We start from the raw sequence: 13481 nt of genomic DNA, 5'->3' as shown, positions 1-13481 counted from the left end.
ACCCCCCCCCCCCCCGTCGGCGGCAGGACGGAACACGCTGGCCAAATCATGCAAACCGGTCGGCGGAAACGCCAGGCCGTCGTCCGGACAATCGAGGCCGGTGCCGTTGGCGACCGCCGCCATTTCAATCGCAGCCTTGGTGCCATCGGTGAAGGAGTTGTACATCTTGGGATTGAAATCGCCCTTGGCGACTTCTTCGTCGGTCCAGCCGAAAAATCCCCAGACGGTGTCCGGCGTCGAATAGCGATAGCGCGGTTCGTAGTTCATGCCCTTGCCGGCCGAGACCAGCTCGAAGCCGCAGGAACGCGCCCAGTCGACCAGCTCGCAGATGATGGCCGGCTGGTCGCCGTAGGCCATCGAGTAAATGATGCCGGCTTCGGCCGCACGGCGCGCCAGCAGAGGTCCCGCCAGTGCGTCGGCTTCGACGTTGACCATCACCACGTGCTTGCCGCCGTCGATGGCCGACAAGGCGTGGCGCACGCCGGCGATGGGGTGGCCGGTGGCTTCGATGATGCATTCGATTTCCTGGCAATCGGCCAGTGCGGCGGCGCTGTCGAGCACGCAGGTGGTGCCGTTCCTGACCGCGTCGCCGAGCGTTTTGGCCTGGTATCTGTCCTTTTCCCAGCCCACCCGCTCCAATGCCGCATGGGCTTTTTCCACATTCAGATCGGCCACGCCGACGATGTGCATGCCTTCGATGAGCCGGGCCTGCGCCAACACCATGGAGCCGAATTTACCGGCGCCGACCAGGCCGACGCGCACCGGGCGGCCGCCGCGCGTTCGCGCAGCAAGCTGTACAGATTCATTGTTAATCCTCGTCAATAACGGCAGGCATCGCCCGTGTCTCTCGCGTTCCGGGCTTGGGGTGCGATACCTGAAAGCGTGAAATTGTCGTCATGCCTTGCGCCATTACGCGTGAAACAGATGAACCAGCGCCATGGGACAAACCAGCCGACAGACTCTTACGCAACGGACGAACTGCTTTTGCTGCAGCTTGAACTTCGCCCGATGTGTGCAAAAAAGTTTACTCAGCGCATCCTGTTAAAACAATTAACATTTACGAGAGAAATACTTAGTTTTTCTAATCGATAGAAAAGCGGGGGAGGCGAAGGAAATGCGGAGGAAGGGATTATTTTGAAAACGGCAAACGGAGATATTGCGCTTGCTCCGCCTGCCATTGCGCGACTTCGACGCGCAGCCAGTCGATGAAGACGCTGACCTTGTTTTTGCGCAGATGATCGACCGGGCAGACAATCCATTGGGTAGTCTGGGAAATTCTGGGCGGATTGCGCACCGGACAAACCAGGTTGCCGTCGCGCAGTTCGCGCCACATCATCAGGCTGCTTTCAAGCGCCAGGCCGATGCCGTCGGCGGCGGCGTCGACCGCCATGTGGCTGCGGTCGAACAGCACCCGGCGCATCTGGTTCGGCGGCGTTATCTTGCTCATGGAAAACCAGTACGGCCACTGCACCTGCGACTTGACCGACTGGATCAAGCGATGCTGCGCGACGTCGGCCACGCTCATGCTGCCGGCAGCGGCATAACCGGGGCTGCACACCGGGAAAAACCATTCCTCGGTCAGCCCTTCCGTGAACAGCCCCGGCCATTGACCGCGCCCATGGCGGATCTCAACGTCGACCGTCTCGCGCGTGAAGTCGGTCACCTCATTGGTGCCGTTCAGGCGCACTTCGAGGTCGGGGTGGGCGTCCAGGAACGAACGCAGGCGCGGCAGCAGCCATTTACTGGACAAGGTCGGCGTCGCCCGCACCGTCAGCAGCGTGACGGGACGCAGGCCGCGGATGCTTTGGGTGGCTTCGGAAATGCGGTCGATCTCTTCGGCGATCATCGAGAAATAACGCTCGCCTGCTTCCGTCAGCGCAACCCCGCGGCCGACCTTGACCATCAATGAGGTGCCGAGATGCGTCTCCAGCGCCTGGATCTGCTGGCTGACCGCCGAAGGGGTGACATTGAGTTCTTCAGCCGCGCTCGAGATGCTGCCGGAACGGGCCACCGCATGGAAAACACTGATCGAGCGCAGAGGAAGATACATGGCGTCAACTCTTTAAATTTTCTACACGATACTTAAAAATAAATTAATTGTACTTCACCAACAAACCTTTTACATTCAATCACGGACTCCCCAGGCAAGCTCACAGAAAGCGACCGGGGAATCTCGAAAGCACCCGGCCAGCGTGCCGATTGCCGCAGCCGACCTATAAAAAACTGGAGACAACAGCATGAAGCAAACCACACCGCCACGCGGCGATTTTTCATCGGACTCGTCGTCAAGCTTGCCTTCCGCCAAACGCCGCAGCTTGCTGACCGCAGCGGCGACGTTGCCCTTGTTCACGGTCTGGTCGGGCCCGGCGCGCGCCGCCGAATTCAATTACAAGCTCGCCACCGGCCAGTCGCTCGACCAGCCGGTCAATGCGCGCCTGAAGCAAGCCACCGATCGCATTCGCGAAGCCAGCGCAGGCCGGCTCGACATCCGTTTCTTCCCGGCCAGCCAGCTCGGCTCGGATACCGATCTGCTGACGCAGGTGCGCTCGGGCGGCGTGGAATTCCTGAACATCGCCGGCTCGGTCATTTCGACGGTCGTGCCGCTGGCCGCAATCACCAACGTCGGCTTTACCTACTCCGATTATCAGCAGGTGTGGAGTAGCGTCGACGGCGAACTCGGCAAGCTGATCCGCGCGCAGATCGACAAGAGCGGCTTCGTTTCCGTGGCGAAGGCCGGCGACAACAGCTTCCGCCAGATTTCATCCGCCTCCAAGCCGATCAAGACGCCGGCCGACCTGCAGGGTTATCGCATCCGCGTACCGGTGTCGCCGATGTTTACCTCGCTGTTCAAATCGCTGGGCGCCAATCCGACCTCGATCAACTTCAACGAGCTGTACACGGCGCTGCAAACCAAGCTGGTGGACGGCCAGGAAAACGGTCTGGTCGCCATCGATTCCGGCAAGCTGTACGAGGTGCAGAAGTACATCACCCAGACCAATCACATCTGGGATCCGTTCTGGATGCTGGGCAATCGCCGCGCATTCGCCGCCTTGCCCGACGACCTCAAGAAAATCGTGCAGCGCGAGTTCGATCGCGCCTACATGGAGCAGCGCGGCGACGTTGAACAGCTCAACACCACGCTCAAGGAACAGCTCACCAAGAAGGGCATCGTCTTCGAGACCGCCAATCGCGACTCCTTCCGCAAGGCCTTGTCCGACGCCGGTTTTTATAAGGAATGGCGCGACAAGTTCGGCGCCGCGCCATGGGCTGCGCTGGAGGCCGTCGTTGGGAAAATGTCGTGAGCGCCGTGCATAGCGCCATACCGCCGATGCCGTTGAACGGCCCGGCCGGCAACATGCTCGGCAGCGCGCAGCACTGGCTGGAAAAATCGGTGGAAATACTCACCGCCACCGTAGTCGTCGCCGAAGTGGCGCTGCTGTTCATCGGCATCATCGCGCGCTCGGTGCTGCACAGTTCGCTGATCTGGAGCGATGAGCTGGCGTCGATCCTGTTCCTGTGGCTGGCGATGCTGGGCAGTGCGCTGGCGGTGCAGCGCTCCTGCCACATGCGCCTCACCTTCTTCATCTCGAAGCTGTCGCCGCGCGCACAAGCGTGGGCCGAGACGCTTGCCGTGGGGGTCACGGCCGTGCTGCTCCTGATGATGATCCATCCGAGCTTCGACTATGTCGAAGACCAGGGCTTCGTCGAAACACCGGCATTGGGATGGAGCGGCATGGTGCGGGCGCTGGCCGTTCCGGTCGGTTTCCTGATCGCCCTGGTAAGCTGTGCGCTGCGTCTGATGCATCACGACAAGCGCGACATCTTCACGGTCGCGGCGTTGCTGGCCGTGATCGCCGGCGCCTGCTATCTGTCGGCGCCGATGCTCACGGCGATGGGACAAAGCGCGCTGCCGATCTTTTTCATCGGCTTGCTCGGTGCTGCAGTGATGGCCGGTGCGCCGATCGCCTTCGCCTTTGCGATCGCCACCTGTGCGTACCTGCTGACCACCACCAGCACGCCGGTGGTCATCGTGGTCGGCCGCATGGATGAAGGCATGAGCAGCCTGATCCTGCTGGCGGTGCCGATGTTCGTGCTGCTGGGCCAGCTGGTGCATGCGACCGGGCTGGCGCGCGTGATGGTGGAATTCCTGGCGGCGCTGGTCGGTCATGTGCGCGGCGGCATGTCCTACGTGCTGCTTGGTGCGATGTTGCTGGTGTCCGGCATCTCCGGATCCAAGACGGCGGATATGGCGGCGGTGGCGCCGGTGCTGTTTCCTGAAATGCGCAAGCGCGGCATGCAGGACAGCGAATTGATTTCCTTGTTGGCGGCTTCCGGCGCGATGAGCGAAACCATCCCGCCTTCGCTGGTCCTGATCGCCATCGCCTCCGTGACCGGGATATCGATTGCGGCGCTGTTCACCGCCGGCATCATGCCCGCGTTCGTCCTTGCCATCGTGCTGGCCGTGGTCGCCTGGTGGCGTGCCGGATCGGACCATGTGACGACCAGCCGTGCGCCGCTCAAACGCGTGCTGAAAACCTTTGCCATCGCCGTACCTGCCCTGCTGCTGCCTTTCGTGATCCGCACTGCGGTGGTGGAAGGCGTTGCAACCGCGACTGAAGTGTCGACCATCGGCATCGCCTACTCGCTCATTGTCGGCCTGATCATTTATCGCGGCAGCCTGAAGTGGCATATGGCCTTGCCGATTCTGGTGCAGACGGCGGCATTGTCCGGCGCCATTCTCTTCATCGTCGGCGCCGCCAGCGCAATGGGATGGGCGTTGACGCAATCGGGATTTTCACATGACCTGGCGGCCATGATGACGGCCGTGCCGGGCGGCGCAACCGGCTTCCTGCTGGTCTCCATCGCGGCCTTCATCGTGCTCGGCAGCGTGCTGGAAGGCATCCCGGCCATTGTCTTGTTCGGCCCCTTGCTGTTCCCGGTGGCGCGCCAGCTCGGCATCCATGAAATTCACTATGCGATGGTGGTGATCCTTGCGATGGGCCTTGGCGTCTTCGCGCCACCCTTCGGCCTGTGCTACTACGCCGCCTGCATCATCGGCGAAGTCAAACCGGAGGTGGCGCTGAAACGCATCTGGCTGTATCTGGGAATGCTGCTGCTCGGGTTGATTGCAATTACGTTCGTGCCCTGGATATCAACCGGATTCCTTTGAATCGTCGACGGGAAGTGCGCAGGGCGACTCATCTCGGCTCAACCACGATCCGGCGCCTTGCCCACCATCTTCACCGCACGCAGGAAATCAAAATCCACGCCCTGGTCCGCTTGCGTCACGGTGTCGAGGAATAATTTGGCGTAGCCGCGCCCGGCGCTGGGAATCACGACCGGCGTCTCCTGCACGCGCCGCGCCAGTTCCTCATCCGCGACCAGCAAGGCGATTTCCCGGTTCGCCACGCTCAGGCGGATGCGGTCGCCGTCTTGCACGTAGGCCAGCGGTCCGCCGATGGCCGACTCGGGGGTGACGTGCAACACGATGGTGCCGAAGGCGGTGCCGCTCATGCGTCCGTCCGAAATCCGCACGATGTCCTTCACGCCCGTGGCCAGCACCTTGGGCGGCAAGCCCATGTTGCCCACTTCGGCCATGCCCGGATACCCCTTGGGACCGACGTTCTTCATGACCAGCACGCAGCTGGCGTCCACATCCAGATCGGGATCGTTGATGCGTTCCTTGTAGTGGTTGAAGTCTTCGAAGACCACCGCGCGGCCGCGATGCTTCATCAGCTCAGGCGTGGCCGCAGAGGGCTTCAAGACCGCGCCGCGCGGCGCCAGGTTGCCGCGCAGGACGGCGATGCCGCCTTGCGCATTGCTGGCCGGTGAAGTCGACGCCATCGACAGCGTGCCGCCGGCCGACGTGCCGAAGCTGAAGACCAATCCGAAATTCAGCCTGGTGCAGCGCACCTCGTGGCGCACGATTTTCTGGACGCTGGACCAGTCGCGCGACAAGACGCCCGACATCACCGACAAGTCCGGCAAGCCGCTGGACAAGAATCCATTGAAGGACATCCGTGTCCGTCAGGCGATTTCCAAGGCCATCAACCGTCAGGCCCTGACCGAACGCACGCTGGAAGGCCTCGGCACACCGGCCTCCAATATCGTCGCGCCGGGCATTCTCGGCTATGCCGACAATCTGAAGGTCGAGAAGTACGATCCGGAAGGCGCCAAGAAGCTGCTGGCCGCCGCCGGTTATCCGAACGGCTTTGCGCTGACGCTGCATGGTCCGAACAACCGCTACATCAATGATGAGCGCGTGGTGCAAACGGTGGCGCAGTTCCTGAGCCGCATCGGCATCCAGACCAAGGTCGAGACCTTCCCGCTGTCGGTCTACTTCGGCAAGGCGCGCAACGGCGACTTCAGCGTTGCGCTGCTGGGCTGGGGCACGCTGGCCGGCGACTTCGGTTTGCGTACGCTGGTGGGCACCACCGACGCGAGCACCGGCTGGGGTTCGTGGAACTGGGGCAAGTACAGCAATCCGCAAGTGGACAAGCTGGTGCAATCCTCGCTCGGCTCGGTCGATGAAAAGCAACGCCAGGAGTTCGCCAAACAGGCCGCCACCGTGGCGCTGAACGACTACGCCGTGATCCCGCTGCATCACCAGTATGCAACGTGGGCAGTGCGCAAGGGCCTGAAGTACACCCCGCGCATCGATGAATTCACGTTCGCGCATCAGTTCCATCCGCAGTAAGCACAGCACTGATGTCAAAAGGCCTGCCGGTTATCCCGCAGGCCTTTTTTCTTTTTTGAACGCATGTCGTTGTAATATCTCGCCAACTCGCACGACTCATGTGCGGCGTCCCGCCTTCTTCCATGATCGGTAACAACATGACCAGACATTTCCTCCGGCCGCTTTCAGTCTTCGTGGCCGCCTGCTGTGTACTTTCTCCGGCGCACGCGCAAGCCACCGGCGACGTCGTCGAACTGCCGCTGGTCTCCGGCTGGTACGACGGCAAGGTGGTGCGCTACGTCACCACCGACGTCTCCGACAAGAAAGCCGCAGCCGAGATGGGCGCCAACTACGTGCCGCGCCTGGCCAACGCCATCAATCAGCAACGCCAGCCCGGCCAGCCAAGTGCGGTCGAACGCATCTATTCATTCGTGAATTTCAGGCAAGGCGGCGTGCTGCCGTCGCTACCCTCGCCGATCGGCGCAGCCAACGCCAACCTCAACTATTCGCCGTTATGGCAGGTGCACAAGGTCACCTGGCTGGCAGGAAAGCAACCGCGCGTATTGAAGTCGGAAGAGCAAGTGCTGGCCGCAGAAGAAGCCGGCCAGGTCAGTATTGAAAAGACCAATCTGGTGGTCAATTGCCCGGTGGTGTTTTCGGAAGCGGATGGGCCGCTGCCGCATGTGAAGATTCATCTCGCCAACCAGGACCCCGAGCCCTGAGGTCAATGCTGAGGTTAATGCTGATGTCGATGGCTTGATTATTTTTTTCCGGTGTTGTCGACCAGGCGATCAACATGGAACAACTGCGGGAACAGCCTGATCCACAGCGCCACCACCACCAGCGTCCCGATGCCGCCGATCAGCACCGCCGGCACCGCGCCGAACCATGCGGCGGTCAGTCCTGACTCGAACTCGCCGAGCTGATTCGAAGTGCCGATGAAGACCGAATTCACCGCGCTCACGCGGCCGCGCATGTCATCGGGCGTCTCCAGCTGCACGAAGGTCGAACGCACCACCACGCTGATCATGTCCGAGGCGCCCAGCACCACCAGCGCCAGCAAGGACACGACGAACGTTTGCGACAACCCGAACGCGATCGTCGCCAGACCGAAAATCCCCACCGCAATGAACATGGTGCGGCCGATACGGCCCTTGAGCGGATTGCGCGCCAGGAAGATCGCCACCGACAACGCGCCCACCGCCGGCGCCGAGCGCAACAGCCCCAGTCCGACCGAGTTGGTGTGCAGGATGTCGTGCGCATACACCGGCAACAGCGCGGTCGCGCCGCCCAGCAGCACGGCAAAAAGGTCGAGTGAAATGGCGCCGAAGATCGCCGGCTTGCTGCGAATGTAGGCGATGCCGGCGAACACCGATTTGAGCGTGGCGTTTTCGCGCCTGGCCGGCGGCGTTTCCACCTTGATCATCGACACCAGCACGCTGCACAGCACGAACAGGACGCAACTGGTGATGTACACCGTCGATGGGCCGGCCACATACAGGAAGCCGCCGATGGCCGGTCCGATGATGATCGCCACCTGCGTCGCCGATGCCGAGCCGGCCACCGCGCGCGGCAGCAGCGACGGTTGCATCAGCGTCGGCAGCATGGCCGACATGGTCGGCTTGCTGAAGGCGCGGCCGGCGCCGATCACGAACACGATGGCGAAGATCGCTTCCTTCGTCAGCCAGCCGCCGAGGCTGCCCGCCGCCAGCAAACCGGCGGCGATCGCTTCCACCAGGATGCTGAAGCGCGCGACCTGGCGACGATCATGCCGGTCCGCGACATGGCCGACCACGAACACCAGGAATAGCGAGGGAATGAATTGCACCAGCCCGACGATGCCCAGGTCGAAAGGGCTATGCGTGAGTTGATAGACCTGCCAGCCGACGGCGACGATCTGCATTTGCAGTGCAATCGTGGAGGTTACGCTGGCGAGCCAGAACAGTCGGAAAGAGCGATGATGCAACAGCTGTTCTGGCGCGATGGCGGAGGTCATTGGCGAGGATTTTCTTGTGCGGGGTGGTGCGTGGAAGCGGGCGCTGCGAGGTTTGCAGCGCGCGGATATACTACTTCATTTCCCGCACGCCGTCTTTCGCGTTTGCTCCGACTTTCCCAAAGGATTCATTCATGCAATATCGCCCTCTTGGCCGCACCAACGTCAACGTCAGCCTGATCACGCTCGGCACCATGACCTGGGGCGAACAGAACACCGAAGCCGAAGCGCACGCGCAGCTCGACTACGCCACCGAACGCGGCATCAACCTGATTGACGTCGCCGAAATGTATCCGGTGCCGCCCAAGGCGGAAACCCAAGGTCTGAGCGAACGTTACCTCGGCACCTGGCTCAAGAAATCCGGCAAGCGCGACCAGTTGCTGATCGCCACCAAGGCCACCGGCCCCGCGCGCAAGCCGCACAACCCGCGCCACGTGCGCGGCGGCATCAACAACTTCGACCGCAAGGGATTGACCGAGGCGCTCAACGGCAGCCTCGAACGCCTGCAGCTCGATCACGTCGACCTGTACCAATTGCACTGGCCGGATCGCAGCGTCAACAGCTTCGGCCAGCTCAACTACAGCCACATCGCCGATGAAGAAACCGTGGCCATCGAAGAGACCCTGAGCATCCTGTCCGAGTTCGTCAAGGCCGGCAAGATCCGCCACATCGGCCTGTCGAATGAAACCTCGTGGGGCGTGGCGCAGTTCCTGCGCGCGGCCGAGAAATTCGATCTCGAGCGCATCGTCACGATCCAGAATCCTTACAACTTGCTGAACCGGACCTTTGAAATCAACCTCGCCGAATTCGCCCATCGCGAACAGGTCGGCTTGCTGGCCTATTCGCCGCTGGCCATGGGCATGTTGTCCGGCAAATATGAGAACGGCGCCCGCCCCGCCGCAGGCCGCCTGACCATATTCGAGCGCTTCACCCGCTATTCCAACCCGCAGGCGCAAACCGCCACCACCGCCTACGTCGCGCTGGCACGCAAGCACGGCCTCGATCCGGCGCAACTGGCGCTGGCCTACGTCAACAGCCGCCCGTTCGTGACGTCGAACATCATCGGCGCCACCACGCTGGAACAGCTGCGCAGCAACATCGACAGTCTGTCGGTGCAACTGTCGCAGGAAATCATCGAACAGATCGACGCGATCCACAAGACGCAGCCGAATCCGGCGCCCTGAGTTTCAACTCAGCGCTCCAAGCACAAAGCCCGTCGGTTTGCGCCGACGGGCTTTTTCAATAGTGCAGAGAGTTACTTCAGATTACTTCGCGCCGAGATTGGCAGTCTCCTTGTAGATTTCCTGGATCAGGTCCTTGCCGACGCGCGACTCCATCGATTTGTGCACCGGCAGCAAGGCCTTGCGCCATTCGGCCTTTTCGGCGTCGGTCAGGTAATACACCTTGGTCTTGCCGGAAGCCTTGATCGCCGCCAGCGCATCTTCGTTCTCCTGCTGGGCGATGGCGTTGGCATAGCGCGTGGCATCCTTCATCGCCGACTCCAGCTGGCCGCGTACATCCGGCGGCAGGCTTTCCCAGAATTTCTTGTTCACGATCACTGCGTAACCGATGTAGCCGTGGTCGGACACGGTCAGTTGCGACTGCACTTCATGCACTTTCTGCGAGTAAATGTTGGACGGCGTGTTCTCGCTGCCGTCGACCACGCCGGTCTGCATCGCCTGGTACACCTCGGAGAACGCCAGCACCTGCGGATTGGCCTTTAACGCGCGGAACTGCTCGTCCAGCACCTTGGACGACTGGATGCGCATCTTCATGCCACGGAAGTCGTCGACCTTGTGCAGCGGCTTGTTGGCAGTCATCACCTTCATGCCGTTGTCCCAGTAGGCCAGGCCCTTGATGCCCTTGGCTTCCAGTTTCCTGAACAGGTTCTGGCCGATCGGTCCTTCGGTGATGCGCGCCAGCACCGCGCGATTGGGGAAGATGTACGGCAGGTCGAAGACCTCATATTCCTTCACCCCCAGCGGACCGAATTTCGCCAGCGACGGCGCCAGCATCTGCGGTCGCCTGACGCTGTTCGAACGTTTCACCCGTTACACCAACCCGCAAGCCGAAGCGGCGGCCAAAGCCTACGTTGCCCTCGCACGCAAGCATGGCATCGATCCGGCGCAACTGGCGCTGGCCTACGTCAACAGCCGCCCGTTCGTGACGTCGAACATCATCGGCGCCACCACGCTGGAACAGCTGCGCAGCAACATCGACAGTCTGTCGGTGCAACTGTCGCAGGAAATCATCGAACAGATCGACGCGATCCACAAGACGCAGCCGAATCCGGCGCCCTGAGTTTCAACTCAGCGCTCCAAGCACAAAGCCCGTCGGTTTGCGCCGACGGGCTTTTTCAATAGTGCAGAGAGTTACTTCAGATTACTTCGCGCCGAGATTGGCAGTCTCCTTGTAGATTTCCTGGATCAGGTCCTTGCCGACGCGCGACTCCATCGATTTGTGCACCGGCAGCAAGGCCTTGCGCCATTCGGCCTTTTCGGCGTCGGTCAGGTAATACACCTTGGTCTTGCCGGAAGCCTTGATCGCCGCCAGCGCATCTTCGTTCTCCTGCTGGGCGATGGCGTTGGCATAGCGCGTGGCATCCTTCATCGCCGACTCCAGCTGGCCGCGTACATCCGGCGGCAGGCTTTCCCAGAATTTCTTGTTCACGATCACTGCGTAACCGATGTAGCCGTGGTCGGACACGGTCAGTTGCGACTGCACTTCATGCACTTTCTGCGAGTAAATGTTGGACGGCGTGTTCTCGCTGCCGTCGACCACGCCGGTCTGCATCGCCTGGTACACCTCGGAGAACGCCAGCACCTGCGGATTGGCCTTTAACGCGCGGAACTGCTCGTCCAGCACCTTGGACGACTGGATGCGCATCTTCATGCCACGGAAGTCGTCGACCTTGTGCAGCGGCTTGTTGGCAGTCATCACCTTCATGCCGTTGTCCCAGTAGGCCAGGCCCTTGATGCCCTTGGCTTCCAGTTTCCTGAACAGGTTCTGGCCGATCGGTCCTTCGGTGATGCGCGCCAGCACCGCGCGATTGGGGAAGATGTACGGCAGGTCGAAGACCTCATATTCCTTCACCCCCAGCGGACCGAATTTCGCCAGCGACGGCGCCAGCATCTGCACCGCGCCGAGCTGCAGGGCTTCCAGTTCTTCCTTGTCCTTGTAGAGCTGGCTGTTCGGGTAAACCTCGACCTTCACGCGCCCTTTGGTGCGTTCTTCTGCCAGTTGCTTGAAACGCTCCGCGCCCTTGCCCTTGGGTGTGTTGTTCGCCACCACGTGGCTGAACTTGATGACGATGGTCTGCTGCGCCAGCGCCGGTGTCGTCTGCAGTGCGAATGCCAGCAATGCTGCGGTCGTGGCCGCAGCGAATAGTTTTTTTGTCATGCCTTGTCTCCTTTGTGACGCCATTACAAAAACAAAAAAGCAATCAGAAAACGATCAGATCGCGCAATCCTTCCCCTGAAGCCAGACGGTCGAAGCCGCTGTTGATATCCGACAATGCCAGTCGCTGCCCCATCAGTTTATCGATCGGCAAGCGGCCGCTTTTATACAGGCCGATGTAACGCGGGATGTCGCGCAACGGTACGCAGGAGCCGATGTAGCTGCCCTTGACCGTACGCTCCTCGGCCACCAGGCTGACTTGTTGCAAGGCCCATTTCTGGTCCGGTGCAGGCAGGCCTGCAGTGACCGTCATGCCGCCGCGGCGCGTCATCCGATAGGCGGCTTCCATCGCCTGCACCGAACCCGCCATTTCGAAGGCATAGTCGACGCCGCCCTTGGTCAGCGCCCTGACCTTTTCCACCGCATCGGGATCGCGTGCGTTGACTGTCGCCGTGGCGCCCAGTGATTTCGCCAGCGCCAGCTTGCTGTCATGCAGGTCCACCGCAATGACCTCGCGCGCGCCCGACGCCAGCGCTCCCAGCATGGCGCACAAGCCCACGCCGCCCAGGCCCAGCACGGCAGCCGTGGTGCCGGCCTTGACCTCGGCCGTGTTGACCGCCGCCCCCACGCCAGTGAGCACGGCGCAGCCAAACAGCGCCGCCTGGACCGGGTCGATATCGGCCTCGATCTTCACGCAGGAACGGCGCGATACCACGGCGTGATCGGCAAAGGCCGACACACCCAGGTGGTGATGCACCGGCTGCGTCTTGTCGCGCAGACGGCGCTGCCCCGACAGCAGCTCGCCCACCGTATTGGTCGCCGCGCCCGGCTCGCACAGGGCGGGCCTGCCTTCCATGCAAGGCAGGCAATGGCCGCAGCTGGGCACGAACACCAGCACCACCAGATCGCCCGCCCGTAGATCATTGACGCCGCTCCCCACCTCCACCACCTCGGCCGAGGCCTCGTGGCCCAAGGCCATCGGCACCGGACGCGGACGCACTCCCGTGATGACCGACAGGTCCGAATGGCACAGGCCGGCCGCCTTCATCCTGACCAGCACTTCGCCGGGGCCGGGCGGATCCAGATCGAGCTCTTCGATACGCAAGGGACGGCTGCTGGCGAAAGGCTCGACGGTGGTTGTTTCCCTCAATACTGCTGCCTGAATCTTCATGATGTCTTCTCCGGTTTGAATGAATCCTCAGATGATACGACCACCGTCGACCGGCACTTCCATCCCGGTCAGAAAATGCGACGCGTCGGTGGCGAGGAAGACGGCCACGTTGGCGACGTCGGCGCCTTCGCACATGCGTCCCAGCGGGATCGTGGCGATGAAGCGCGCGCGGTTCTCCGGCGTGTCGGGCACGCCCATGAACTGTTCGAGCAAGCCGGTCGCGCCCATCACCGGGCAGATCGCGT

Annotated in this window: 10 protein-coding genes and 4 pseudogenes; 6 read left to right on the top strand and 8 right to left on the bottom strand. The window is 61.9% G+C overall.

The window, feature by feature from the left end:
• Both HLUSI_RS0111535 and HLUSI_RS28215 read right to left on the bottom strand, forming a co-directional pair.
• Positions 1-762 (bottom strand): annotated as a pseudogene (locus HLUSI_RS0111535) (flagellar biosynthesis protein FlgA); the annotation flags it as partial.
• A 367-nt stretch (positions 763-1129) separates the two neighbouring features.
• Positions 1130-2050, bottom strand: a complete 921-nt coding sequence (locus HLUSI_RS28215; RefSeq protein WP_040503401.1) for a LysR substrate-binding domain-containing protein — start codon at positions 2048-2050, stop codon at positions 1130-1132.
• A 187-nt stretch (positions 2051-2237) separates the two neighbouring features.
• Between HLUSI_RS28215 and HLUSI_RS0111525 the strand changes: the two genes are divergently transcribed.
• Positions 2238-3302 carry a TRAP transporter substrate-binding protein gene (locus tag HLUSI_RS0111525; protein WP_016834126.1) on the top strand — a complete coding sequence of 355 codons (1065 nt, stop codon included), beginning with the start codon at positions 2238-2240 and terminating at the stop codon, positions 3300-3302.
• A 26-nt stretch (positions 3303-3328) separates the two neighbouring features.
• Positions 3329-5170, top strand: coding sequence for a TRAP transporter large permease (locus HLUSI_RS0111520; RefSeq protein ID WP_050977698.1), 1842 nt, complete (start codon positions 3329-3331; stop codon positions 5168-5170).
• Between the two features lie 38 nt (positions 5171-5208).
• Here the strand turns inward: HLUSI_RS0111520 and HLUSI_RS0111515 are convergent.
• Positions 5209-5811, bottom strand: a pseudogene (locus HLUSI_RS0111515) (dihydroxy-acid dehydratase); the annotation flags it as partial.
• On the opposite strand from HLUSI_RS0111515, the gene HLUSI_RS28210 reads away from it, so the two are divergent.
• A complete protein-coding gene (locus tag HLUSI_RS28210) occupies positions 5804-6697 on the top strand; it encodes an ABC transporter substrate-binding protein (protein WP_414086730.1) in 894 nt (297 codons plus the stop codon). The pseudogene HLUSI_RS0111515 and the gene HLUSI_RS28210 overlap by 8 nt on opposite strands.
• Before the next feature lie 137 nt (positions 6698-6834).
• Positions 6835-7398: a DUF7482 domain-containing protein gene (locus HLUSI_RS0111505; RefSeq protein WP_238533983.1), complete on the top strand. Its 564-nt coding sequence runs from the start codon at positions 6835-6837 to the stop codon at positions 7396-7398.
• A gap of 38 nt (positions 7399-7436) precedes the next feature.
• Here the strand turns inward: HLUSI_RS0111505 and HLUSI_RS0111500 are convergent, their stop codons facing one another.
• Positions 7437-8672: an MFS transporter gene (locus tag HLUSI_RS0111500; RefSeq protein WP_016834121.1), complete on the bottom strand. Its 1236-nt coding sequence runs from the start codon at positions 8670-8672 to the stop codon at positions 7437-7439.
• Between the two features lie 131 nt (positions 8673-8803).
• Between HLUSI_RS0111500 and HLUSI_RS0111495 the strand changes: the two genes are divergently transcribed.
• Positions 8804-9853 carry an NADP(H)-dependent aldo-keto reductase gene (locus HLUSI_RS0111495; protein WP_016834120.1) on the top strand — a complete coding sequence of 350 codons (1050 nt, stop codon included), beginning with the start codon at positions 8804-8806 and terminating at the stop codon, positions 9851-9853.
• Positions 9854-9934: 81 nt separating this feature from the next.
• Here the strand turns inward: HLUSI_RS0111495 and HLUSI_RS28205 are convergent.
• Positions 9935-10687, bottom strand: a pseudogene (locus HLUSI_RS28205) (DctP family TRAP transporter solute-binding subunit); the annotation flags it as partial.
• 4 nt (positions 10688-10691) lie between these two features.
• On the opposite strand from HLUSI_RS28205, the pseudogene HLUSI_RS31545 reads away from it, so the two are divergent.
• Positions 10692-10970 (top strand): annotated as a pseudogene (locus HLUSI_RS31545) (aldo/keto reductase); the annotation flags it as partial.
• A gap of 81 nt (positions 10971-11051) precedes the next feature.
• Here the strand turns inward: HLUSI_RS31545 and HLUSI_RS0111480 are convergent.
• The 3 genes from HLUSI_RS0111480 to HLUSI_RS28200 all read right to left on the bottom strand — a co-directional run.
• Positions 11052-12068, bottom strand: a complete 1017-nt coding sequence (locus HLUSI_RS0111480; RefSeq protein WP_016834117.1) for a TRAP transporter substrate-binding protein — start codon at positions 12066-12068, stop codon at positions 11052-11054.
• A gap of 43 nt (positions 12069-12111) precedes the next feature.
• The gene (locus tag HLUSI_RS0111475; protein ID WP_016834116.1) at positions 12112-13236 is read right to left on the bottom strand and encodes a zinc-dependent alcohol dehydrogenase family protein; all 1125 of its coding nucleotides are present in this window, start codon (positions 13234-13236) and stop codon (positions 12112-12114) included.
• Between the two features lie 27 nt (positions 13237-13263).
• Positions 13264-13481, bottom strand: a 218-nt coding sequence (locus HLUSI_RS28200) for an SDR family oxidoreductase (protein ID WP_040503400.1), incomplete at its 5' end; no start/stop codon positions are given.

The organism is Herbaspirillum lusitanum P6-12 (assembly GCF_000256565.1).
GTDB lineage: Bacteria > Pseudomonadota > Gammaproteobacteria > Burkholderiales > Burkholderiaceae_D > Herbaspirillum > Herbaspirillum lusitanum.
Note: the sequence above shows the minus strand (reverse complement) of the source record. Positions and strands in the feature narration are given on the sequence as shown.

Bases quoted from the DNA above. Each gene is read 5' to 3' on its own strand.
- HLUSI_RS0111480 (WP_016834117.1), bottom strand. From the start codon at position 12,068: ATGACAAAAAAACTATTCGCTGCGGCCACGACCGCAGCATTGCTGGCA.
- HLUSI_RS0111500 (WP_016834121.1), bottom strand. From the start codon at position 8,672: ATGACCTCCGCCATCGCGCCAGAACAGCTGTTGCATCATCGCTCTTTC.
- HLUSI_RS28215 (WP_040503401.1), bottom strand. From the start codon at position 2,050: ATGTATCTTCCTCTGCGCTCGATCAGTGTTTTCCATGCGGTGGCCCGT.
- HLUSI_RS0111475 (WP_016834116.1), bottom strand. From the start codon at position 13,236: ATGAAGATTCAGGCAGCAGTATTGAGGGAAACAACCACCGTCGAGCCT.
- HLUSI_RS0111495 (WP_016834120.1), top strand. From the start codon at position 8,804: ATGCAATATCGCCCTCTTGGCCGCACCAACGTCAACGTCAGCCTGATC.
- HLUSI_RS0111505 (WP_238533983.1), top strand. From the start codon at position 6,835: ATGACCAGACATTTCCTCCGGCCGCTTTCAGTCTTCGTGGCCGCCTGC.
- HLUSI_RS0111525 (WP_016834126.1), top strand. From the start codon at position 2,238: ATGAAGCAAACCACACCGCCACGCGGCGATTTTTCATCGGACTCGTCG.
- HLUSI_RS28210 (WP_414086730.1), top strand. From the start codon at position 5,804: ATGCCGCCTTGCGCATTGCTGGCCGGTGAAGTCGACGCCATCGACAGC.
- HLUSI_RS0111520 (WP_050977698.1), top strand. From the start codon at position 3,329: ATGCCGTTGAACGGCCCGGCCGGCAACATGCTCGGCAGCGCGCAGCAC.